This window comes from Actinomyces sp. oral taxon 170 str. F0386 (assembly GCF_000195595.1).
GTDB lineage: Bacteria > Actinomycetota > Actinomycetes > Actinomycetales > Actinomycetaceae > Actinomyces.
This window is the reverse complement of the sequence record NZ_GL882506.1, coordinates 1-22,663: the sequence shown is the minus strand read 5'-3', so window position 1 is coordinate 22,663 and position 22,663 is coordinate 1. Positions and strand designations below refer to the sequence as shown.

Genomic DNA, 22,663 nt, shown 5'->3' with positions numbered 1-22,663 from the left:
CTCTTGATCATGACATGTGGGTGGGGCCGACCAGAAGCTTCTGGTCGGCCCCACCCACATGCGTCGAGCGAGCGGCTCACTCACTTTGCGGCGACATATACTTCATCGCTGCCGGAGAAGCCCTTGACGGCGAAAACGCCCTTGCCGTCATTGGCTGTGGCCTCGTCCACCAGGAAGACGAAATAGCCCTTCGCAGTGCCACCATCTCGAGGCATGTCCTGCTGGTTGAACATGGACTTGTCGACGAACGACTCGCTTCCCGAGGTATTTCCGTCGTGGGAGTAGTCGATCTGCAGACCGTACTTCTCGTACTGTCCCTTGCCCTTGTAGGAGACCTCGACAGGGACGCGGATGTAGACCTTGCCGGCGGGCGGGTCCTGGTAGAGGTACTTGTTGGCGGCCTTGATGTCCTCGTTCGCGTTCCACTCAACCGTGCCAACGGTGATGGTCACCGAGGCGTCCGGATCGTCGTCATACTTGCTGGCCTTGAACTCGACGGACGAGGTTGTGGGGTCGATGGGGTTCTTCGGGTCGGACCCAGGTCCGTTGCTCCCCTTCGACGAGTCTCCGGATGCCGCGGCGGAGGAGTCGTCGCTGGAGCTCGAGGACTTCTCCTTCTCTTTCTCCTTCGTTGACGACTTCTGTTTGCTGCTTTGCGAGGAGCTCTGCTCGGCCTTCTTGGAACCGCCATCGTCGTCGCCGGAGCCGCTCATGGCCCACACGACACCACTGATAACCAGCACAACGACGACCGCCGCCGCGCTCGCCCAGAACCACCACTGCTGAGTGATCGGCTTGGATCCGCCTCCAGGAGCACCTGGCCCACCGACGCCGCCGGGCTGCCAGCCCCCCGCCGGAGGCTGCGGGCCACCAGGAGCTCCCTGACCCTGGAACGGTGTGGGGGACTGGGCGTAGTCCATGTTGGCCGCATACGGGCTGGCTCCGGCAGCCTGGCCGGCATAGTCACCGGAAGGAGCTGAGGCTGACATGCCTGTCGGGTCGGCAACCGAGGCGTTGGTGCCCATCTGGGCCGTCGGAGCGGTCGACACCGCCTGGGTCGGTGCCCACGCCGGGTCGGATTCGCCACCAGCGCCTGCGGCCGAGGCGGCTGATCCACTGGAGGTGGCAGAGTCGTCAACCCAGATCTGCCAGCCCTCGGGTGCCGGGCCCCAGGCGGGGTCAGGCTGCCAGCCTGCAGGCGGCTCGAAACCCTCTGGTGGTGCGGGCCAGTTCGGTGGTGGATTGAAGCGCAAAGCCATGAGAACCTCCGGAAGGGAATAAAATGGGGGAAACCCGGCGAGGGTTTCCTGGGCAGAATGCAGATGCCACTGTCCACGGACCTTACGTCGTCACCTCGTCGTGAGGCAACGTGACAGGGGCCGACCAGCGCTGATGCGGATGGGGAGCGATACCCAGCGCCTCAGGGCAGAGTGAGTACCTCTGCGCCGTCGTCAGTCACCACCAGCGTGTGCTCGAACTGAGCGGTACGGGAGCGGTCCTTGGTGACCACCGTCCAGCCGTCGTCCCACTGCTCCCACTCGATGCCACCGAGCGTGAGCATCGGCTCGATGGTGAACACCATCCCTGTCTCGATGATCTCGTCGTGGAGGGGAGCGGCGTCGTAGTGCGGGATGATGAGACCGGAGTGGAACGCCTCACCGACGCCGTGGCCGGTGTAGTCACGCACTACCCCGTAGTCGAAGCGCTTGGCGTAGGCCTCGATGACCCGGCCGATGACGTTGACCTCCCGGCCCGGCTTGACTGCTTTGATACCCCGCTCCATCGCGGTGCGGGTGCGTTCGATGAGCAGCTCCGTCTCAGGATCGACCTCGCCGACGGCGTAGGTGGCGTTCGTGTCGCCATGGACGCCACCGATGTAGGCGGTGACATCAAGGTTAATGAGGTCGCCCTCGTTCAAGCGGGTCGAGTCCGGGATACCGTGACAGATGACCTCGTTGATCGAGGTGCAGATCGACTTGGGAAATCCCATGTATCCCAGGCAGGAGGGGTAGGCGCCGTGATCGCACAGGTACTCGTGGGCGATCCGGTCGAGCTCATCGGTAGTCACACCCGGGGCGATGGCCTTGGCGGCCTCGGCCATGGCAAGAGCTGCCAGACGGCCAGCCACCCTGATCCGCTCGATCGTCTCAGCATCCTTGATCTCCGAGGCCGTCACGCGTTCGGGACCGTTGTGGAACATGTACTCGGGTCGCTCGATGGATGCCGGGACAGGCCTCTCAGGACTGAGCGTTCCGGGAGTGAGTGTGCCGCGCGGCGCGCGGTCGGCCAGAGAGGCCTGGGGCATCGAGGGCGCAGAGGAAGCCGAAGAACTCATAGCATCAGCATAGGAGCAGGCGTCCGCTTCGTGGGACTTCCCTTTCAGCCGCACCGTGCTTGCCTCTCGAACCGCGCTATGAGTCTTGTCACCGTCAGGAGGAGAACCAGTGCTTCTCCGCCGGGAAGGTCTGCTCACGCACCGCGGTGCCGTAGTCGGCGGCCGCCTGCTGCAGCGCCTGGCCGACCTGGCCGAACTGGTGGGCGAAGCGCGGCGACCAGTCCGTCATCCCGGCCATGTCCGTCCACACGAGGACCTGGCCGTCGCAGCGGGCGCCCGCGCCAATACCGATCGTGGGGATCTCGAGCGAATCGGTGACGCGCGCGGCCAGAGGCTCGGGCACCATCTCCAGGACGAGGGCGATCGCCCCCGCCTCGGCCAGTGCCCGCGCATCGGCCAACAGATCCTCTGCGGCCTGGCCGCGCCCCTGGACCCGGAAGCCTCCGAGCATGTTGACGCTCTGCGGGGTGAATCCCAGGTGGCCCACCACCGGGATGCCTGCCTGGGTCAGTGCTCGCACGCTCGCGGTCCGGGGGCGGCCGCCCTCGAGCTTGACGGCGTTGGCTCCCGCCTTCATGAGACGCACCGCGCTGGCCAGCGCCTGCTCCGGGCCGGCCTCATAGGTGCCGAAGGGAAGGTCGGCCACGACGAGCGCGCGCTTGGTGGCCCGCGCGACGGAGCGCGTGGCCACCACCATCTCCTCCAGCTCCACCGGCAGCGTCGAGTCGTGCCCGAGCATAACGTTGCCGATCGAGTCACCCACCAGCAGCAGGTCGGTTCCGGCGGCGTCCAGGACCTGGGCGGTCACGGCGTCGTAGGCGGTGAGCATGACCAGCTTGACGCCGTCGTTCTTGGCGGCGGCCAGATGATGAACGCGCACGGGCTTGCCGCCTCCGATGGCGGCGGAAGTACCGTAAGGGGACTCGGGTGTAGCCATGGGGTGAGGCTACCCGAGGTGAGGGGAGGCTTCAGCGCGTCACTGCCCTCGTTGCTCCTCCTTCACCGGGGGCGATCCTCGAAACCTGCCTGACGCACCCGCGCACTAGGCTGGATGCCAGTACCAACGTCTCAGGCGGTCGACGGCGAGCAGCGCCGTCGGCCCGCTGCCGCACCCCACGCTGAGGAGGCCCCATGGACAAGCAGCAGGAGTACGTGCTCCGAGCCATCGAGGAACGTGACATCAGCTTTATCCGCCTGTGGTTCACGGACGTGTCCGGGCAGCTCAAGTCGGTGGCCATCGCGCCGGCCGAGGTTGAGAGCGCCTTCGAGGAGGGCATCGGCTTCGACGGCTCAGCGATCGAGGGCCTGACCCGTGTCTTCGAGTCCGACATGCTGCTCGCACCGGACCCCTCCACCTTCCAGATGCTGCCATGGCGGGACGGAGCCAACGGTGTGGCCCGTATGTTCTGCGACGTCCTCACGCCCGACGGCGAGCCCGCCCGCACCGACCCGCGCTCCGTGCTCGAGCGCCAGCTCGCCCGGGTCGCCGAGGCCGGCTTCACCTGCTACATCCACCCCGAGATCGAGTTCTACCTGGTCAACCGGGACGCTGACGGGCGCATCCGCCCCACCGACGACGCCGGCTACTTCGACCACGTGCCCGGCGGGACCGCCCACGACTTCCGCCGTCACGCCATCCTCATGCTCGAGCAGATGGGGATCTCGGTGCAGTTCTCCCACCACGAGGGCGGCCCCGGGCAGAACGAGATCGATCTGCGCTTCGCCGACGCCCTGTCCATGGCGGACAACATCATGACCTTCCGCGCCGTCGTCGAGGAGGTCGCCCTGGAGGAGGGCTGCCTGGCCACCTTCATGCCCAAGCCCTTCCCCGACCAGTTCGGCTCGGGCATGCACACGCACTTCTCCCTGTTCGAGGGCGACCGCAACGCCTTCTTCGACCCCTCCGGCCAGTACCAGCTTTCCGCCACCGGTCGGTCCTTCATCGCCGGGCTGCTGCACCACGCCTCGGAGATCACGGCGGTCACCAACCAGCACGTCAACTCCTACAAGCGCCTGTGGGGCGGGGACGAGGCCCCCAGCTACGTGTGCTGGGGCCACAACAACCGCTCAGCCCTGGTGCGTGTGCCCATGCACAAGCCCGGCAAGGCCCAGTCCGCGCGCGTGGAGTTCCGTGGCATCGACTCGTCGGCCAACCCCTACCTGGCTTACGCGGTCATCCTGGCCGCGGGGCTCAAGGGCATCGAGGAGGGCTACGAGCTGCCCCCCGAGGCCGAGGACGACGTGTGGGCGCTGTCCGAGATGGAGCGCAAGGCCCTGGGGATCCACGCCCTGCCCACCTCGCTCAAGAGCGCGGTGGCGGCCATGGAGCAGTCCGACCTGGTGGCCGACACTTTCGGCGAGGACACCTTCGAGTTCTTCCTGCGCAACAAGCGCCGCGAGTACCGGGCCTACGACGCCCAGGTCACCGACTTCGAGATCAGCCAGTTCTTCCCCCACGTCTGAGTGGAGCAGGAGGCCGTCGTGAGAGAGCATCGCGCGCAACGACCACCGGTGGGGGCGCCCTCACGGCACAGCTCCTCACCCAGGACGCTGCTCCTGCGAGCCGGTTTCCAGAATGCCACCCGCGCCGGTGCCCTCCTGGATGACCCGGCGCTAAGACTCCTCCTCTCAACCGACAGTGACGCCGACGACGCCGACCGCACCGACGGGCCATCCGCTCGGCCCTCGGCTGGTCGCGCCCAGCGGCCAGGTGGCCGAGCGGGTGGTATGCGGCTCGGCCCCGGTGCCGAGGAGCTCATCGAGTCCCTGGCTCTCACCGCCGATCCCGACATGGCCCTGCTCAGCCTGGTCCGACTGGCTGAGGTCGCAACCGCAGCCGAGTCACGGCCCGCTGCTTCGCCCGACGACGTCGAGCCCGGGTGCACGCCGACGCCGGCAGCCCTTCTACGTGGCCTGCTCAGCGCGCCCGATGCTGGTACTCGTGAGCACCGGCATCGTCTTCTGGCGGTTCTGGGCGCCTCCCAGGCCCTGGGAGACTTTCTTGTCGCCCACCCGGAGCGCATCACAGCGCTTGCGCCGGCCAGAGCCTGGGACGCACCCCAGGAACCGGGGGCCGCAGAGAAGCTGCGGCGAGAGGTCCAAGGCGCGTTGGGGACGGCTCCTTCAGATGGTGATGAGGGCCCCCAGGATCCGGGTGGCCAGAACCCTGCCCTGGAACGTGCGACCGCTGCGCTGCGTCGCGCCTACCGTGACCGTCTCACCGCGATCGTCGCCGATGACCTCACCAGCTCGGACCCGATCGAGCACGTCTCGACCGTCTGCCGTCGCATGGCCGAGCTCGCTGATGCCGCCCTGGATTCCGCTCTGCTCATTGCCCGTGCCGCTGTCGGTCCCCAAGCCGATGAGGTGACACTCGCCGTGATCGCCATGGGCAAGACCGGGGCGCGCGAGCTCAACTACATCTCCGACGTCGACGTCGTCTACGTCGTCGGCCAGGCCCAGCAGTCTTGGATACCGCGGGAGCCACTCAGCGAGGAGTACCTCGTGGACATCGGCACCCGCCTGGCCACCGTACTCGCCCATGTCGTCTCCGCCACCGCGCCCGAGCCGCCCCTGTGGCCGCTGGACACGGCGCTGCGCCCCGAGGGCAAGGACGGCGCGCTCGTGCGCACGCTCGACTCTCACCTGGCCTACTACCGGCGATGGGCCGCCTCGTGGGAGTTCCAGGCCCTGCTCAAGGCCAGGGCCTGCGCCGGGGACACGGAGCTGGGCTCGCGCTACGAGCATGGCGTGGCGCCCCTTGTGTGGGAGGCCAGCCGGCGGGAGAACTTTGTCGAGGACGCCCGTGCCATGCGGCGCCGGGTGGAGAAGGAGTCCGTACCGCGCGGCGGTACGGACCGGCGTATCAAGCTGGGGCCCGGTGGCTTGCGGGACGTGGAGTTCACCGTCCAGCTCCTCCAACTCGTCCACGGCCGCTCCGACCAGAGCCTACGCGTGCGCGGGACCCTGGAGGCCCTCGACGCGCTCAGCGCCGGTGGCTACGTCAGCCGGGCCGACGCCGCGGCCATGAGCAGCTGCTACAAGGCCCTGCGGCTCCTGGAGCACCGCAGCCAGCTCTTCCGCCTGCGCCGCACCCACAACCTGCCGAGTAAGGAGGAGGACCTGCGCCGCATCGAGCGCGGTGTCAGCAACTGCCTGGGCCGGGGCGACAGTCTGTGGGAGGACTTCAAGGACCTGCGCCGGCGCGTGCGAGCCCTCCATCAGGAGATCTACTATCGCCCCCTGCTGAGCTTTGCAGCCGCCCTGAGCGCTGACGAGATGGCTCTGAGCCCCCGGGCGGCGCGCGAGCGGCTCGCCGCCGTCGGCTACACGGACCCGGACGGGGCGCTGCGACACATCCAGGCCCTCACCGAAGGCGTCAGCCGCAGAGCGGCCATCCAGCGTCAGCTCCTGCCGGTCATCATTGGCTGGATCGGCGAAGGCGCCGACCCCGACTTCGGCCTGCTGTCCTTCCGCCGCCTGTCGGAGGCCATCGGGGGATCGCACTGGTACCTGGCCATGCTGCGGGACTCGCCGGTGGCCGCGCGCAGACTGTGCCAGGTGCTCTCAGGCGCTCACTGGGCCACCGAGCGCCTGGCGGAGTTCCCCGAGTCCATCGCCTGGCTCGACGACGACGCCGAGCTCGAGCCCCGCCGCCCCGGCGCCCTGGCGGAGGAAGTCGCCGCCGTCCTGCGCCGACGCAGCCTCAGCGGGCCGGATGACACTGCGCTCGCTGAACAGGCGCTTGAGGCGGTCCAGGCGATCCTGAGGGTGCGAGCCCGCGAGGAGGTACGAGCCTCACTGGCCGATTGCCTCGACGGCATCGATCCCGAGCGCACCGCCTCCATCCTCACCGACGCCACCGACGCGGTCCTGGACGGGGTGCTGACGGTCGCCACCGGACTGGTCATTGCCCAGCGTGACGGTATTGGGGCCGTCGCCACGGGGCCGGACGCCAGCGGTGGATGGGACGGGGCGCTGGCACGGCACGCCGTCATCGCCATGGGGCGCCTGGGAGGCCGGGAGATCGGGTACGCCTCCGACGCGGACGTCCTGTTCGTCCATGAGGCCCACGACGCGGTGAGCGAGGCCGCCGCCGCTCAGGAGGCCGAGGCCGTGGCCAAGCAGGTCGTAGGGCTTCTTGCCTCAGCCCGTCCGCGCCCCCTCGAAGTGGACTCCGATCTGCGGCCAGAGGGCCGCCAGGGTGTTATGAGCCGCTCGCTGGAGGCCTACGGCGAGTACTACGGGCGCTGGTCGGCCCTGTGGGAGCGGCAGGCGCTGCTGCGCGCCAGGGCCTGTGCCGGGGACCGTGACCTGGGTCGGCGTTTCGAGGAGCTCATCAACCCGCTGCGTTGGGCCGAGGACGGATTGAGCTCCCAGGACCTGCGGGAGATCCGCAGGATCAAGGCCCGGGTAGAGACCGAGCGCCTGCCCCGAGGTGTCGACCCGGCCCGTCACCTCAAGCTCGGCCCCGGAGGACTCAGCGACGTGGAGTGGAGTGCTCAGGTGCTCCAGCTCGCCCACGCCGGACGGACTCCGGAGCTGCGGACCACCTCGACCATCGGCGCGCTCCAGGCAGCGGTTCGGGCTGGGCTGCTGAGCGCCGACGACGGGGGAGTACTGGCCTCGACCTGGATCCTGGCCAGCCGGTTGCGCTCCGCGATCGTCCTGGGCACCGGGCGTGCCTCCGGGCCGCGCTCTCAGGTCCTTCCCATCCAGATCCGCGAGATCCGTCTGGTGGGGCGTCTCATCGGCCTGGGCAGCGGCAAGGAGCGCGAGCTGGAGGACCTCTACCGCCGCAGTGCACGCCACACGCGAGCCGTGGCCGAACGCATCGTCTTCACCGACGGCACCGCCCATGGCTCGCCCCCGTCCGCGCCGACGCCATCGACCAGCACCTCGGTGAGTCAGGATCAGAGCGCGGAACCGGCGCCGGGCCGCTCAACAGGCTCGGCCAGGAATGCTCACGGACAGTCCCGTCGGGGTACAGCGGCGTCAGGATCCAGGAGCCCCAGACGTGCGGGTCGTAACCGGGCAACCAGGAGGCGTCCGGAGGGGCCCTACCCCTGGAGCTGACCGGGCGGACACGGAACCAGTCGGGCAAGGCTGGGCGACGAGGATCGCACCGTCGTCGAAGGCCGGCGCACTGCGGACCTGGCAGACTTGGCGCCGTGAGGCTCATTCTCGTACGCCACGGTCGCACCGTCGCCAATGTCATGCAGGCACTCGACACCGCCTTCCCGGGGAACCCCCTGGACGACGTCGGCCTCCGGGAGGCCGACGGGCTGCCGGCCCGCCTGAAGGAGACAGGCCTGCTTGATGGACTGGGATCCCTGTGGGTCTCCCCGATCCTGCGCGCCCGGCAGACCATCGCCCCCATTGAGGCGGCCACCGGCCTGAGCGCCACCATCGACTCGGGCCTGCGCGAGGTCCTGGCCGCTGATCTGGAGATGAGCACTGACGCCCGCTCAGTGGCCTGCTACGTGGACACCACCCGTTCCTGGATGGCCGGGCGTCCCGCTTGCCGCATCCCCGGATCCCCGGAGGACGGCACCGACACGCTCCAGCGCTTCGACGACGCCGTCGGCCGAGTCGCCGAACAGACCGCCAAGGCGGGCAGCGCAGCAGCCCTGCTCGTCTCCCACGGCACCGCGCTGCGCCTGTGGACCTCCCTCAAGGCCGCGCCCGGAGGCGCCGTGGACCCGCTGTGGATCGCCGAGCGCCCCATGCATAACACTGGGATCACCGTCGTCGACGGCGATCCCAGTGCCGGGTGGAGCCTGACTTCCTGGGACGACGGCGCGTGGGACCAGGTCTCCTCCTGACCTGCTCGCCTTAGAGGACCGAGGAGAGGAAGGCCCGGGTGCGATCGGCCTGAGGGCTGTCCAGAACCTCGACGGGGTCACCGGACTCGCAGATGACGCCGCCATCCATGAAGACCAGCTGGTCACCGACCTCCCGGGCGAAACCCATCTCATGGGTGACCACCACCATCGTCATCCCGGAGGCGGCCAGGTCCTTCATGACCTGAAGAACCTCGCCGACCAGCTCGGGGTCCAGGGCGGAGGTTGGCTCGTCGAAGAGCATGAGCTCGGGGTCCATCGCCAGCGCCCGGGCGATCGCCACCCGCTGCTGCTGACCGCCGGAGAGCTGGGAGGGGTAGTGGTCGAGCCGATCGCCGAGCCCCACCCGTTCCAGAAGCTCGATGCCGCGCTCGCGGGCCTTGGTCTTGGGGGTCTTCTTGACCTGAACCGGTGCCTCCATGACGTTCTCCAGAGCCGTCATGTGGGGGAAGAGGTTGAAGCGCTGGAATACCATGCCGATCTTGGCACGCTGCGCGGCACGGGCCTTGTCAGACAGGGCGTGCAGCTCGGTGCGCCCGCCGCGCTCCACCTCGCGCATCCCGATGAGCTCGCCGTCGACCTTGACCCGGCCTGCGTCGATGGACTCCAGCTCGTTGATGCAGCGCAGAAGCGTTGACTTGCCCGAGCCGGAGGGGCCGATGAGAACCGTGACCGATCCCGGAGGCACGATGAGGTCGATGCCGCGCAGCACGTGCAGCTCGCCGAAGAACTTGTGCAGACCGCTGATCTCGACCTTCGGCGTCTCAGCCGCGGTGTGAATGGACGCGCTCATGGGGTGACCTCCAGGAAGGGATCGTCCTTGGTGGTGTGGGCATTGAGGATGGCCTGCTGGCGGGCGGACAGCCCCCGGTCACCGGGGGCGGAGTCCGTGTCGGACTCGAAACCCTTGCCGTAGTAGCGCTCGATGTAGTGCTGCCCCACCATAAGGATCGAGGTGATGATGATGTACCAGATGGCCGCAACGATGAGTAGCGGGATGATCTGGTAGGTCAGCGACGCGTAGGAGTTGGTGACGAAGGTCAGGTCCAGGGTGAAGGGGACTGCCAGCACCAGGGAGGTCGTCTTGAGCATGGAGATGGTCTCATTGCCGGTGGGCGGAACGATGACCCGCATCGCCTGCGGCAGAACGATCCTCCGCAGGATCTGACCCTTGCTCATGCCTAGGGCCCCCGCGGCCTCACTCTGGCCCTTGTCCACGGAGTTCAGACCCGAGCGTACGATCTCGGAGAGGTAGGCCCCCTCGTTGATGCCCAGTCCCAGAACGGCTGCGACGAAGGGCGTGAAGACCGTCGTCGTCTTGAAGGTCAGCAGCTCGGGGCCGAAGGGGATGCCCAGGCTCAGCTGCTGGTAGAGGGCGGACAGTGCCCCCCAGAACACCAGCTGGGTGTAGATCGGGGTACCGCGGAAGAACCACAGGTAGGCCAGTGCCACCCAGCGCAGGACCGGGTTGGAGGACTGCCGCAGGATCGCTGTCGTGACCGCCAGGACGATGCCGATGGCCATGGCCATGAATGTCAGCAGCAGCGTCCAGCCGACGGCCTTGACCACGTGGATCTCGCGCAGGAAGAACCAGACCGTGGACCAGTGGAACTTCTCATTGGTGACCAGACCGTGGATGAGCATGGCCCCCAGGACCGTGACGATCGCGGCGCTGATCCAGGTCCCGGGGCGGGGGACCGGCTTGGGGTTGTTGAGGACGACCTTGTCGTCGTCGGAGGCGGGTGAGGCAGTCACGGCTCACTCCTTCACTGCGGGATTGAGTTCTGCGGTGGTCAGTGCGGCGTCCTTCACGCCCCAGTTGTCCAGGATCTTCTGCCAGATGCCCTGGTCCATGAGGTACTGGACGGCAGCCTGGATCGCTGCGGTGAACTGCGGGTCGGCCTTGGAGGTCACCACGCCCTGGGGGGCGGCGTCCTCCACCTCTCCCAGGGTGACGATCTGGCCGTCGGTCAGCTCGACGGCGTACCCGGCCACGGTGGAGTCGGAGTAGGTGGCGTCGATGGTTCCACCGACCAGACCAGTGGTGGCCTCGGACTGCTTGGAGTAGGCCCGTACCGACAAGACGCCCTTGCCCGCCTCGGAGCACTCGTCAGCGGCCTTGCGCATGGCGGTCTCCTGGTCGGTTCCCACCTGGACGCCAATGGTCCGTCCGCACAGCTTGAGGTGGTCTGAGGTTTCGACGCCCTTGGGATTACCGGCCTGGACGTTGAAGCGCGAGCCCACGTTGATGTAGGTCGTCATGTCGACCTCGGCGGTCCGCTCGGGCGTCACGGTGAAGGAGGAGATACCGGCGTCGTACTTCGACCCGATCGAGGCGATGATCGAGTCGAACTCGGCGGTGTGGACCTTTCCTTTGACGCCCAGGACGGCGGCGATCGCGTTGGTGAGGTCAACGTCGTAGCCCACGGCCTTGCCCGAGGGATCGAGGAACTCCGCCGGTGCATAGTCCGTGGATGCCGCCACGTCCAGGACGCCGTCGTCGAGGGCTCCCTGAGGGAGCGTGGCGATGATGTCGGGCTGAGCCTGGATCGAGGAGGTGTCGTAGGAGTGGATCTGCGAGCTCCGGTTCGCGTTCCAGTCAGCGGCATTGGTGCATCCGCTCAAGATCAGGCACGCGGCGGCTGCCAGCCCGAGAGCGGTGTGTTGGCGGGACCTCATCGTGGATTGTCCTCTTCGGAGTGGATCAAGACGGAGAAAGAATATCCGCAATGCAGTATAGGTATGCAATATCTGAAGGTGGCGTTCAGCACGACGTCGGCCCTGAGCCTCGTGCATAGGAGGCTCAGGGCCGACGTCTGAGCTGTATGAACGACTCACAGGTCGTAGTAGAGCTGGAACTCGTAGGGGTGGGGGCGCAGTCGCAGCGGCTCGATCTCGTTGGCGCGCTTGTACTCGATCCAGGTCTCAATGAGATCAGGAGTGAAGACGTCCCCCTCGGTGAGGAAGTCGTGATCCTCCTCCAGTGCCTCCAGCGCCTGGTCCAGGCTGTCGGGGAGCTTGTCGATGTCGAAGTACTCCTCGGGCGCGAGCTCGTAGAGGTCCTTGTCGATGGGCTCGCGGGGCTCGATGCGGTTGCGGATGCCATCGATGCCCGCCATGAGGACGGCGGCGAAGCACAGGTAGGGGTTGGAGGAGGGGTCTGGCACCCGGTACTCCACGCGCTTGGCCTTGGGGGAGGAACCCGTGACCGGGATACGGATGCAGGCCGAACGGTTACGGGCCGAGTAGACCAGGTTGACCGGTGCCTCGAAGCCGGGAACTAGTCGGTGGAAGGAGTTGACTGACGGGTTGGTGAAGGCCAGCAGCGCCGGGGCGTGGGCGAGGATGCCTCCGATGTACCAGCGGGCCAGGTCTGAGAGCTGACCGTAGCCGCGCTCGTCGAAGAACAGCGGCTTTCCGTCCTTCCACAGCGAGTGGTGCGTGTGCATGCCCGAGCCGTTGTCGCCGAAGATCGGCTTGGGCATGAAGGTGGCGGTCTTACCGTTGCGCCAGGCCTCGTTCTTGATGATGTACTTGAACTTCATCATGTCGTCGCCGGCGGCCAGCAGGGAGGAGAAGCGGTAGTTGATCTCCTGCTGCCCGGCGGTGCCGACCTCATGGTGGGCCCTCTCGATGCCCAGGCCGGAGGCCAGGCAGGTGCGCACCATGCGATCGCGGATGTCAGCCATCTGGTCGTTGGGGGAGACGGGGAAGTAGCCGCCCTTGAAAGCGGTCTTGTAGCCCTTGTTTCCCCCCTCCTCCTCTCGCCCGGTGTTCCAGGCGGCCTCGGCGGAGTCGATGGCGTAGAAGGACTCGGCCGGCGAGGACTCGTAGCGCACCGAGTCGAAGAGGTAGAACTCCGCCTCCGCACCGATGTAGCAGGTGTCGGCGATTCCGGTGGAGCGCAGGTAGTCCTCCGCCTTGGCCGCGATCGAGCGAGGATCGCGGGAATAGACCTCATCGGTGAAGGGATCCACGATCGAGAAGTTGACGACCAGCGTCCTCTCCTCGCGGAAAGGGTCGAGGAAGGCGGTGGTCACATCGGGGATCAGCTTCATGTCCGACTCGTGGATCGCGGTGAATCCGCGGATTGAGGAGCCGTCGAACATGAGGCCATCGGTGAGGGCCTCATCCTTGAATGCGGCCACAGGGATGGTGAAGTGCTGCATGACGCCGGGTAGGTCGCAGAACCGCACATCGACCAGCGCGACATTCTCCTTCTCGATGAACGTCAGTGCCTCGGATGCGTCCTTGAACATATCTCCTCCAGGTGGGAAGGCGCACATACTTCGCACGTATGCACTGCGGCTGACTTCGACAACTATATTGACCTACCCGTGACACAGGAATGGCATGGGTGTTGCCTGAGTGTTTCGCTCGGTTTTTTGGCAGGAACCTAAGGGAAGTGGGGGTGCTGCGGTGCTGAAACACGTGGAGAGCGGCGCTCAGCGGCCACGCATCGCGCGACGGTCGGGACGCACCTTGTTGGGGTCGATGTGCCTGGGAACGGGCAGGTTCCTACCGGCCATCGAGGTCAGGCGCTTCGAGACCTGGGTGATCTCGCTGTCGGTCAGCGAGGTCGGCTTGGTCGGCAGCCCGCGCAGCGTCTTTGACAGCTCTGTCAGACGCACCTGTCCGGCGTCGGTACCCACCTGAAGGGTGTGGATGGGGACGGTCGACAGCAGCCGATGGACCTTGCGCTCCTCCTCGGCCAGCATGCGGCGAGTGCGGGTCCCCGGCCCCTCTGCGATGAGTACGACCCCGGGACGTCCCACGAGCCTCCACACGAGGTCCTGGTGCTTGGTGAAGGCCACGGGCTCGGGCTCCACGTACCAGCCCCGGCCGATCTGGTCGAGGACGGCCTTAGCGGCTCCCGGCATGCCTTCGATCTGTGCGTAAGAGGCGCGACGCACCGTGAGAGACAGGATGATCATGGCGACCATAAGCGCCATCATGATGCTCAGGATCAGCCAGTACCAAAGAGACATTCCGCTGGCGAAGGATATGGCCACGCCCACGGCGATGCAGACGGCGAAGGCCGCCAGCATCGCCCATCCGATCCACGGGTACGTGCGCCGCGAGATCGTGTAGGAGTCCTTGATGTTCTGAAGGTACTGAGCCAGCCGACGCTTCTTCTTCGGCTGGGGAGACTGGGCACTACTCACGGGCACACCATAGACGACGTCGGTGCGCTGGCACACACGGTCTCGCCGTCAGCGTGGTGGGCTCAGCTCCGTGGACGAGTCGGCCGCATGAGGCAGGACGTGGTGTTCAGCAGGCGGCGGCGAGATGGGGGTGGGTTCCCAGCAGAGCTGAGGCCTCCTGACGGGCGGTGGCGGGCTCGGCGAGCTGGGCGAGGCGCTCAGGGATGGGCCAGCCGCGCTTGACCATAGCCCTGCCCCACAGCATGCCGGCGCGGTAGGAGGAGCGCACCATCGGGCCGCTCATGACGGCGGCGAAGCCGATCTCCTCCGCCAGTCGGCTCAGGTCGACGAACTCCTGGGGCTTGACCCATCGGTCAACGGGGTGGTGCAGCTTGGAGGGGCGCAGGTACTGGGTGATGGTGAGGATGTCGCAGCGGGCCTCGACCAGGGCGGCCATGGCCGCTTCGATCTCGTCACGGGTCTCACCCATGCCCAGGATGAGGTTGGACTTGGTGACCAGCCCCGACTCCGAGGCGGCGGTGATGACGTCAAGGCTGCCCTCGTAGGAGAAGGCGGGACGGATGCGCTTGAAGATGCGCGGAACGGTCTCCAGATTGTGACCGAGCACCTCGGGGCGTGAGGAGAAGACGTCCTCCAGCGCCTCTGGATTGCCTCTGAAGTCAGGGATGAGGAGCTCGACCCCGGTGCCCGGGGAGAGCTCGTGCACCTGGCGGGCGGTCTCGGCGTAGAGCCAGGCGCCGCCGTCGGGGCGGTCATCGCGGGCCACACCGGTGACGGTGGCGTAGCGCAGCTCCATCTCCTTGACGGACACCGCTACGCGCCGGGGCTCGTCGACGTCGTACTCGGTGGGACGGCCGGTGGCGATGTCGCAGAAGTCGCAGCGCCGGGTGCACATCTCGCCGCCCACGAGGAAGGTGGCCTCGCGGTCGTTCCAGCACTCGTAGATGTTGGGGCAGTTCGCCTCGGCGCACACCGTGTGCAGGCTCTTCTCCCGCACCAGGCCACGGACCTCCTGGTAGGTGTCCGACACGACGGCCCGGGTGCGCAGCCAGTCGGGCTTGGACTCGATGGGCGTCTGGGCGTTGCGCGCCTCGACCCGCAGGAGCTTGCGTCCCTCAGGGGCCACGGTGGTGCTCACGTCTACCTCTCCTCGCCGACAACGGTTCCACAGGGATTCTAGTACTCTTCCGAGACTTCATAGGACCTCAGGCCTAGACGTGACGCCTGCTGTCACGTGGCATCCGCCACCAACGGGGCCAGGTGAGTCTCCAGGGCGGCTACCAGGGCGTTCGCTGGAGCGCTGGTCTCCAGATGCCGACCGGTCTCCGTGCTCAGGGAGGTCACTCCGGCGTCGTCGATCCCGCAGGGGATGATCCGGTCCAAGGAGAAGGCGTCCAGGTCAGGATCCACGTTGAGGCCGATTCCGTGCATGGTCACTCCCCGGGCGACCCTCACTCCGAGCGCACAGATCTTGCGCTCGGTGCGCCGATGCCGGCCAGGGGTCATCGCGTCCGCGGTGCCGGCAGGCTCGGCCGGCACCCAGACTCCCGAGCGGCCCTCGACCCGAACCGTCTCCAGGCCGTGAAGGGTGCACAGGTCGATAACGGCGGCCTCCAGCGCGCGCACGTAACGGATGACGTCGATCGGCTGCGCCAGGCGCAGGATCGGGTAGACGGTCAGCTGTCCCGGCCCGTGCCAGGTGGTCTTGCCACCGCGGTCCACGTCGACCACCGGTACGTGACCGGGCTCGATGACGTCGCCGTCGGGCCGCTCCCACGAGTGGGCGCGCCTGCCGACCGTGTAGACCGGTTCATGCTCCACGAGCAGCAGCGTGCTGGGCCGCAGTCCCGCCACGACCTCGGCATGAACAGTTCTCTGCTGCTGCCAGCCCTCATGAAAGGGGATGAGCCGAGAGCCGAGCTCCATGTCCTGACGCAGCACGCGCGCAGTCTACGTGACCACAACCAGTGCCGGCGTCGGAGTTATCCACAGGCCAGCAACTCGGTCTGGCCCTCTGACGGTGGCGTGGTGACCATGGAGTGCATGAGCTCAACGACGCGCCCCCATCCTGCTGACCGGTCGTCCGATGGTGCCGGCCGTCAACGTCCGCAGCGCCGCCCAGTGCCTCGACGACGTGGCGCTCGCACGCCTCGTGCCTCCAAGCTCCCGCCCTCGGACGCCGAGCCGAGCATTCCGGACTCAGCGTTGAGTGCTCTGTCCCAGCAGGGCTACACCGTCGGCGAGGTCATGGGGCGCTCCACCGCTCCCAGCGCGCCTCGGCGCGGTCTGGATGCGCAGGGCCGTCATGTGGTCATCAGGGTCGTTGACCTGCCACATGGGCGCGGTGGCGCATCCGTTCTACGGCGGCTGGCCGATCTGCGCGTCCTGCGTCACCCCGGCCTGGCGACCGTGCGGGAGGTGGTGTCCCTGCCCGAGCACCGGGCGGGCGTCGTCACGGACCTCGTCGACGGAGCCGGGCTGGACGTGGTTCTCGGGGCGCGCGGACGGCTCAACAACTCCCATTTGGCGACTCTTCTGGATGTTCTGGGCTCGGCACTGGCCTATCTTCATGAGCACGGTGCCGCTCATGGTGACGTCTCGGTCAGCAACGTCGTAGTGACCACCGAGGGGCTCCCGGTTCTCATCGACCTCCTGGGCTCCGTCATGGAGACTGGCACGCAGGACTGCGCCGCCCCGGAGCGACTTGCGGGCGCTCCGCCGTCGGCGGCCTCCGACGTCTACGCCCTTGCCCGCCTCTTGACGGAGTGCGCGGGACAGAACGGATCCGTGGCCAGGCGTGTGACGAGCCTCCTGACCGACGCCCTGGCCAAGGACTCGGCCGACCGCCCCAAGGCTCGAGACCTGGCGGCCCGAGCACCGCAGCTGGGGCAGACCTCGCCCATCGAGCTGCCCGACGGCGCCCGACTCGCCGCCGGCTGCTTGCGCGCGGCCGCCCGGACGCCAACGCGCACAGTCGGCTCCAGGGGCAGGCCTGGTGCGAGACCGAGCTCCAGGTCGAGGTCGAAGGCTGAGCCCCGACGAGATCGGGACAGCCGTGAGGCGAGAGGCCGTGGCGGCGCGAGCCGTGCTGAGCAAGAACCTGCGGCCATACGCTGGGAGACAGGACGAGGTGCGCGGCGTGGGCGCTCCCGTGCCTGGGGCCTTGCGGTGGCAATGCTCGTCGCCTTCTGCCTGGCTGCCTGGGGGCCTGCGCGAGGACTGGTATCGCACAGGCCCGCATGGGCGCTCGGTGCCGCCTCGGGTACTGGAGTGAGCGCTTCGGCCGGCTCCGGCACCAGCCCCTCAGGTGGCTCATCTCCCACCGGCGCTGCGAGCGCGACTGCCACGGCGTCATCAGCTGAGATGACTGAGAGCGATGCCACGAGCTTGGTGAGCGTTGTTGTCGCTCTCTCCACGGCTCGAGACCGCGCGCTGATGACTGCTGACGCTGCTGCACTTGCAGCCACCACGGTACCGGGCTCACCGGCGGCCGAGGCCGATGGGCAGGTTCTGGACGATCTGATCGAGTCGGGTGAGAACGTCGAGGGCCTGCAGACCTCCGTCAGCCAGGTCTCCGAGGTGCAGCTGCCAGATGACGCGGCCGCGCTCTGGCCCGGTGCGGTGGCGGTGCGGGTCACGCTGTCTCAGAGCGCCTCGACACGCTCAGGCCCTTCCGGAACACGGACAGTACCTGCCCTCAGGCCCCGGCAGGTCGTGCTCATTCTTGTCCCAGAGCCCTGGCGGGTCGCCGACATCCGCTCTGCTCCATGACCTGCCGGTCCGTCTTCTGAATGCGCCTGCCTCCACTGGGACGGCTCCGAACAGCGGAGCACCTTACGAAGACGCCCAGTGCGATTCGTTGACGTCAGTACGGTTCAGTGAAGACGGAGGCGTAGCCCGCGCGCTCAAGGAGGCTTCGAGTATCAGCGACCATCGCGGCGGAGCCGCACAGGTAGACATCCGTGCTGTGAGGATCGAGGTCGGGGTCGCCGGCGAACTGCGCGAGGGCGTCGGTGACCCGTCCGTGGAACGTATCCGGTACCTCTTCGCGGCTCAGACAGCGCACCACCCGCCCAGGCATGGGAGAGCCGATCTTGGTCGTCAGGTCCTCGTACCGGTAACGGCACCCGAAGAGCAGGGTGTCGTGCTCTAGTCCGGGGGCCTGAGCGAACATGGCCAGCATCGGGGCGATCCCGGTGCCTGTGGCAATGAATAGTCGGCGTCTGCCTGAGTCGGCGAGTCCGAACTCGCCCAGGGGCAGCTCGACCACCGTTCTGGTGCCGGTGCCTGCATGCTCGATGAACCGTGATCCTTGGCCGCCGGTACGGGTGGAGATGAGTAGACGGAGATGATTGTCCTCCAGCCCAGCGATCGAGTAGTCGCGCCAGGCGTTATCACCCACGTGCAGGCGGGCGAACTGCCCCGGCGCCCAGGGCTCGATCTGACCCTCCAGCCGCAGCACCACCTCCCAGACGCTGGAGGTGAGGAGGCGTTTGGAGGCCAGCACGGCGTGATGCTTGCCCTCGGGCAGCCGGCGTGCGCCGCCCGAGTCGGGAATAGCAGGGGCTTCTTTCAGGGCGGAGGCGATGGTGGCGTACCCGCGTGGACCGAGCACCTGACTGGCTGCCGCCACCCCGCCCATCATGGCGCCCATGATGCCGGCGCTCCCGGCGTCCTGCCCGGACAGAAGCAGTCCTGGGATCGCCGTACGCGGGCCCAACGGGGCGGACCTGTACCGCAGTGGAGTAGCGGGCGGTCCGTAGAAGGCACCGGCGGGGTGGGCGGTGTAGTGCTCGTAGGTGAGAGGCGTGGAGACCTCCATGTAGTCCACCAGATCGCTCAGGCCCGGTGCCGCGCTATCCGCCAGCTCCAGCATGCCGCGGGCGATGCGCTCCTTGAGGGCGGAGTACTCGGGGCCTCGGTGTCCTCTGGGGTGCTCGGCCCACTGCTGGAACGCCTTCGCGTCGCAGAAGGAGATGACCTCGGCCGTGTGTGGGGACTCCCCGGACTTCAGTGAGGGGAAGGAGACGAAGACGTCATGGGGGCGGCCCTCCAGCAGGGAGGCACTGTGCTCCTGACTGCGCTCGTGGTCGAGATCCCGATTGACCCAGATGTTGCCGCCGTCGATGTCGATACTGCGCGGGTCGTCGCGCAGGCGCAGGAACACGGTGACCGCCGATGCGCCGGTGCCCAGATTCGCCAGAGTACGGCGCGTCGGCCCGGTGAGGCGACCGATCCTGCCGGACGTAGGCAGCAGACGGTTGAAGGTGTTGAAGGCGCCTACGGCGGATATCACGACAGGGGCCTGGTAGACCCGCTCGCGCACGGCTGCGCCTCGGTGATCCATGACTCGGACCCCCGTGGCTGCGCCGCCGTCATCAAGGAGTATCTCCGTGACCTCCTGAGCGACGCGGACAGCTCCTCCTGCCTGCTCGATCCCCTTCTCGAAGGTGCGGGCGATCCGAGCGCTGCCGCCCTTGGGGAACCATCCGCCCTCAAGGTAGTGGGAGACGATCGTCGCGTGCACGGCGAAGGCCGAGCGGGATGGCGGCAGGCCGTAGTCTCCCCACTGGCTGGCAAGGACGGCCTTGAGCTCGGGGGAGCGGAAGTGGGCGTCCAGGTACTCCTTCGTCGTGCTGGTGGCCGTCCGTCTACCCAGGCGTTGGGCAGCCCTCAGAAGTGATGCCATCGGGCGGGGAACCATACCCTGGGCGAAGCCCATGGTCAGCCACGATATCGTGCGGCGAACATCCTTGAAGTAACGGCGAATGGCTCTGGCCTCCGTGGGGAACGCCGCGATCAGGTCGTGCTCGTATCGGTTGGGGTCGCTGCTGACGCTCAGATCGAGCCCCGGGTAGACGAACCGGTCGTAGGCGTCCGGCATGCGGTTCCACTCCAACTCGCCATCGGAGAGGTAGTCGAAGTAGGCTCGGGCCTGGCTTTCGGGCGCGACCTGCCCGATGTAGTGCACCCCCACGTCCCAGGAGGCGCCGTCGCGCCGAAAGGTGTGGGTCAGGCCGCCCGGTTCCGTATGCCGCTCCAGGACAAGAACTCGTTTGCCGGCGGCGCGCGCCAGCAGACCAGCAGTCGTCAGCCCGCCAATACCCGAACCGATCACGATGACGTCGTAGGACATGCATACCCCTCACTCGACTAGACAGCGTCAAGCCAGCATAACAGCCTACTGGACAGTGTCTAGTCGGGTGGCTCTACACTCTCCGTATGACGTCTGAATCGACAGGCTCCTCCGGGCGCCGCGGTGCCCGGGACCTGCGCTCCGAGCTGCTGCGAACCAGCAGGCAGCTCCTGGATGAGTCCGGTCCCGGCGCACTGAGCATGCGGGAGGTGGCGCGTCGCGCCGGCTGCACGCACCAGGCGCCGTACCACTACTTCGCCAATCGTGAGGCCATCCTGGCGGCGCTGGTGCACGAGGGCTTCGATGAGCTCGCGGACCGGCTCGCCTCGGCGCATGAGGGGCTCGAGAGCACGGATCTCCGTGCGATCCTGACGGCCTCGGGAAACGCGTATGTCGAGTTCGCGCTACGTCACCCCGGGGTGTTTCGGGTGATGTTCCGTCCAGACGTCTGCGATCCGGAGCGCTTCCCGGAGGTCGTTCAGGCCGGTGGGCGTGCGCGTGGTGAGTTGGCCCGCCTGGTGAAGGTCGTGCTGGGTGATGACGCTCCGCTCGAGGTGGAGGTCCTGTTCTGGTCCGGCGTGCACGGCTTGGCCTCGTTGCTGCTCGATGGCCCGTTGGCGGGCGAGTTCACCTCGGTTGAGGAGCGCATCGACTTCGCTCGTGGCGTCGTCGGCCTGACCGAGATCCCGTTCACCGACATCACACGGGCAGCGGACGAGGGCTGCTGAGGCCGAGCGGCGAGACCAGGGGCGTCGTGTCTCCTCACTTCTGAGGCGTTTGGGTGTCATGGCTTCTGAGACGCTCGCTTCGATGGAACCTCTGGCGGGTCTGGTCGTCCTGAAGACGGCGGTGAGCCGCTGAGGGCGGCCTCTCAGGTAGTAGGTGTCCACACAGCGGACATGAACACCGCGCAGCCTCCGCAAACTGAGCGTGAACCGTAGAATTCCAAGGATGCCCACTGGGCGCGTCGACGGTGGATCCGGTTCATGTCCGCTGCGTGGACACCCGGCCCCTCTTCTGGCTCCGCCTGGTTCCTGTTCTGGGACCTGATGCGTCTGGCAAACGACGAGCGGGGCCCCGCACCGTGATGGTGCGGGGCCCCGCTGACGGCTAGCGGGCCGGGCTCAGGTTCACAGACCCAGCTCGCCGCCGAAGTCGCCCTCCTCAAGGCGCTTCTTGACCGTCATGAGGTAGCGGGCCGCATCCGCGCCGTCCACCAGTCGGTGGTCGTAGGACAGTGCCAGGTAGCACACCGAGCGGATGGCGATGACCTCGCCGCCGTCGGCGTCCTTGATGACGCGGGGCTGGCGCTGGATGGCGCCCAGGCCCAGGATCGCGACCTCCGGCTGGTTGATGATCGGGGTGTCGAACAGTGCACCACCGCTGCCGGTGTTCGTAATCGTGAAGGTCGAGCCGCTGAGCTCATCGGGGTTGACCTTGTTGTCCCGGGTGCGGGCAGCCAGATCGTTGATGCGCTTGGCCAACCCGGGGATATTGAGGTCCCCGGCGTTCTTGACCACGGGCACGAGCAGGCCGCGCGGCGTGTCCACCGCGATGCCGACGTGCTCGACGTCGTGGTAGGTGACGTTCTTGCCCTCAATGGAGGCATTGATCTTCGGGTGGGCCTTGAGGGCCTCCGTAGCCGCCTGGACGAAGAAGGGCAGGAAGGTCAGCTTGGTGCCGTTCTTTGCCAGGAAGTCGTTCTTCGCGCGAGCCCGCAGCGCGGCCACCCGAGTCACGTCCACCTCGACAACGGTGGTCAGCTGCGCGGAGGTCTGCATGGAGTCGATCATGCGCTCGGCAATGACCTGGCGCAGGCGGCTCATCTTCTCCGTACGGCCACGCAGGGTCGTGTCCACCTCAGGCTTGGCCGAGGCCGGCTTGTCCGCAGCGGCGGGAGCGGGTGCCTGGGCAGCAGGGGCGGCAGCAGCGGCTGCGGCACGGGCCTCCTCGGCTGCCTTGGCCGCGGCCTCCACGTCCTGCTTGCGGATGCGGCCGCCCACTCCGGTCCCGGTGACGGTGGACAGGTCCACGCCCTTGTCCCTGGCGAGCTTGCGAACGATCGGTGTGACGTAGGAGCCCGTGGCGCCCGAGCTCACCGGCGCGGCGGTGGCCGCAGGTGCCTCGGTCGCCGCCGGTGCCGGTGCTGGCGGGGCCGCAGGGGCCGGTGCGGGAGCGGGAGCCG

Annotated in this window: 17 protein-coding genes; 5 read left to right on the top strand and 12 right to left on the bottom strand. The window is 67.5% G+C overall.

Annotation, left to right across the window (positions count from 1 at the left end):
• Positions 1-80: 80 nt before the first annotated feature.
• From HMPREF9056_RS00195 to panB, 3 genes are all read right to left on the bottom strand, one after another.
• On the bottom strand, positions 81-1,259 hold the full coding sequence (locus HMPREF9056_RS00195; protein WP_034513150.1) for a hypothetical protein: 1,179 nt from the start codon (positions 1,257-1,259) through the stop codon (positions 81-83).
• A gap of 161 nt (positions 1,260-1,420) precedes the next feature.
• Positions 1,421-2,335 carry a type I methionyl aminopeptidase gene (map, locus tag HMPREF9056_RS00190; RefSeq protein WP_034513148.1) on the bottom strand — a complete coding sequence of 305 codons (915 nt, stop codon included), beginning with the start codon at positions 2,333-2,335 and terminating at the stop codon, positions 1,421-1,423.
• A 94-nt stretch (positions 2,336-2,429) separates the two neighbouring features.
• A complete protein-coding gene (gene panB, locus HMPREF9056_RS00185) occupies positions 2,430-3,272 on the bottom strand; it encodes a 3-methyl-2-oxobutanoate hydroxymethyltransferase (RefSeq protein WP_009401734.1) in 843 nt (280 codons plus the stop codon).
• 194 nt (positions 3,273-3,466) lie between these two features.
• Here panB and HMPREF9056_RS00180 point away from each other — a divergent pair, with 194 nt between their 5' ends.
• The 3 genes from HMPREF9056_RS00180 to HMPREF9056_RS00170 all read left to right on the top strand — a co-directional run bounded on the left by HMPREF9056_RS00180 (position 3,467) and on the right by HMPREF9056_RS00170 (position 9,159).
• Positions 3,467-4,798, top strand: coding sequence for a glutamine synthetase family protein (locus tag HMPREF9056_RS00180; RefSeq protein WP_009401733.1), 1,332 nt, complete (start codon positions 3,467-3,469; stop codon positions 4,796-4,798).
• An 18-nt stretch (positions 4,799-4,816) separates the two neighbouring features.
• Entirely contained in the window at positions 4,817-8,410 is a 3,594-nt protein-coding gene (locus HMPREF9056_RS00175) for a bifunctional [glutamine synthetase] adenylyltransferase/[glutamine synthetase]-adenylyl-L-tyrosine phosphorylase (RefSeq protein WP_050792956.1), read from the top strand.
• 95 nt (positions 8,411-8,505) lie between these two features.
• Positions 8,506-9,159, top strand: coding sequence for a histidine phosphatase family protein (locus HMPREF9056_RS00170; RefSeq protein WP_034513146.1), 654 nt, complete (start codon positions 8,506-8,508; stop codon positions 9,157-9,159).
• 10 nt (positions 9,160-9,169) lie between these two features.
• Here HMPREF9056_RS00170 and HMPREF9056_RS00165 read toward each other — a convergent pair whose 3' ends face one another.
• The 7 genes from HMPREF9056_RS00165 to lipB all read right to left on the bottom strand — a co-directional run bounded on the left by HMPREF9056_RS00165 (position 9,170) and on the right by lipB (position 16,283).
• Positions 9,170-9,970, bottom strand: coding sequence for an amino acid ABC transporter ATP-binding protein (locus HMPREF9056_RS00165; protein ID WP_009401727.1), 801 nt, complete (start codon positions 9,968-9,970; stop codon positions 9,170-9,172).
• Positions 9,967-10,932 (bottom strand): amino acid ABC transporter permease, encoded by a 966-nt coding sequence (locus HMPREF9056_RS00160; protein ID WP_009401725.1) that lies wholly within the window; start codon positions 10,930-10,932, stop codon positions 9,967-9,969. The genes HMPREF9056_RS00165 and HMPREF9056_RS00160 overlap by 4 nt, the downstream gene beginning before the upstream one ends.
• A 3-nt stretch (positions 10,933-10,935) precedes the next feature.
• Entirely contained in the window at positions 10,936-11,856 is a 921-nt protein-coding gene (locus tag HMPREF9056_RS00155; protein WP_009401722.1) for an ABC transporter substrate-binding protein, read from the bottom strand.
• Between the two features lie 155 nt (positions 11,857-12,011).
• On the bottom strand, positions 12,012-13,436 hold the full coding sequence (gene glnA, locus HMPREF9056_RS00150; protein WP_009401721.1) for a type I glutamate--ammonia ligase: 1,425 nt from the start codon (positions 13,434-13,436) through the stop codon (positions 12,012-12,014).
• A 186-nt stretch (positions 13,437-13,622) separates the two neighbouring features.
• Complete coding sequence (locus tag HMPREF9056_RS00145) at positions 13,623-14,378, bottom strand: DUF4191 domain-containing protein (RefSeq protein ID WP_009401720.1); 756 nt, start codon at positions 14,376-14,378, stop codon at positions 13,623-13,625.
• A 70-nt stretch (positions 14,379-14,448) separates the two neighbouring features.
• The gene (locus tag HMPREF9056_RS00140) at positions 14,449-15,480 is read right to left on the bottom strand and encodes a lipoyl synthase (protein ID WP_009401719.1); all 1,032 of its coding nucleotides are present in this window, start codon (positions 15,478-15,480) and stop codon (positions 14,449-14,451) included.
• Between the two features lie 92 nt (positions 15,481-15,572).
• Complete coding sequence (lipB, locus tag HMPREF9056_RS00135; RefSeq protein WP_034513144.1) at positions 15,573-16,283, bottom strand: lipoyl(octanoyl) transferase LipB; 711 nt, start codon at positions 16,281-16,283, stop codon at positions 15,573-15,575.
• A 102-nt stretch (positions 16,284-16,385) separates the two neighbouring features.
• On the opposite strand from lipB, the gene HMPREF9056_RS00130 reads away from it, so the two are divergent.
• Positions 16,386-18,113, top strand: a complete 1,728-nt coding sequence (locus HMPREF9056_RS00130) for a protein kinase (RefSeq protein WP_253269864.1) — start codon at positions 16,386-16,388, stop codon at positions 18,111-18,113.
• Positions 18,114-18,207: 94 nt separating this feature from the next.
• Here the strand turns inward: HMPREF9056_RS00130 and HMPREF9056_RS00125 are convergent, their stop codons facing one another.
• Entirely contained in the window at positions 18,208-20,478 is a 2,271-nt protein-coding gene (locus tag HMPREF9056_RS00125) for an FAD-dependent oxidoreductase (RefSeq protein WP_009401710.1), read from the bottom strand.
• An 86-nt stretch (positions 20,479-20,564) separates the two neighbouring features.
• Here HMPREF9056_RS00125 and HMPREF9056_RS00120 point away from each other — a divergent pair, with 86 nt between their 5' ends.
• The gene (locus HMPREF9056_RS00120; protein ID WP_009401708.1) at positions 20,565-21,206 is read left to right on the top strand and encodes a TetR/AcrR family transcriptional regulator; all 642 of its coding nucleotides are present in this window, start codon (positions 20,565-20,567) and stop codon (positions 21,204-21,206) included.
• A gap of 402 nt (positions 21,207-21,608) precedes the next feature.
• On the opposite strand, the gene sucB is transcribed toward HMPREF9056_RS00120, so the two are convergent.
• Positions 21,609-22,663 (bottom strand): 2-oxoglutarate dehydrogenase, E2 component, dihydrolipoamide succinyltransferase (gene sucB / locus HMPREF9056_RS00115; protein WP_034513193.1); only part of this gene is annotated, 1,055 nt, incomplete at its 5' end.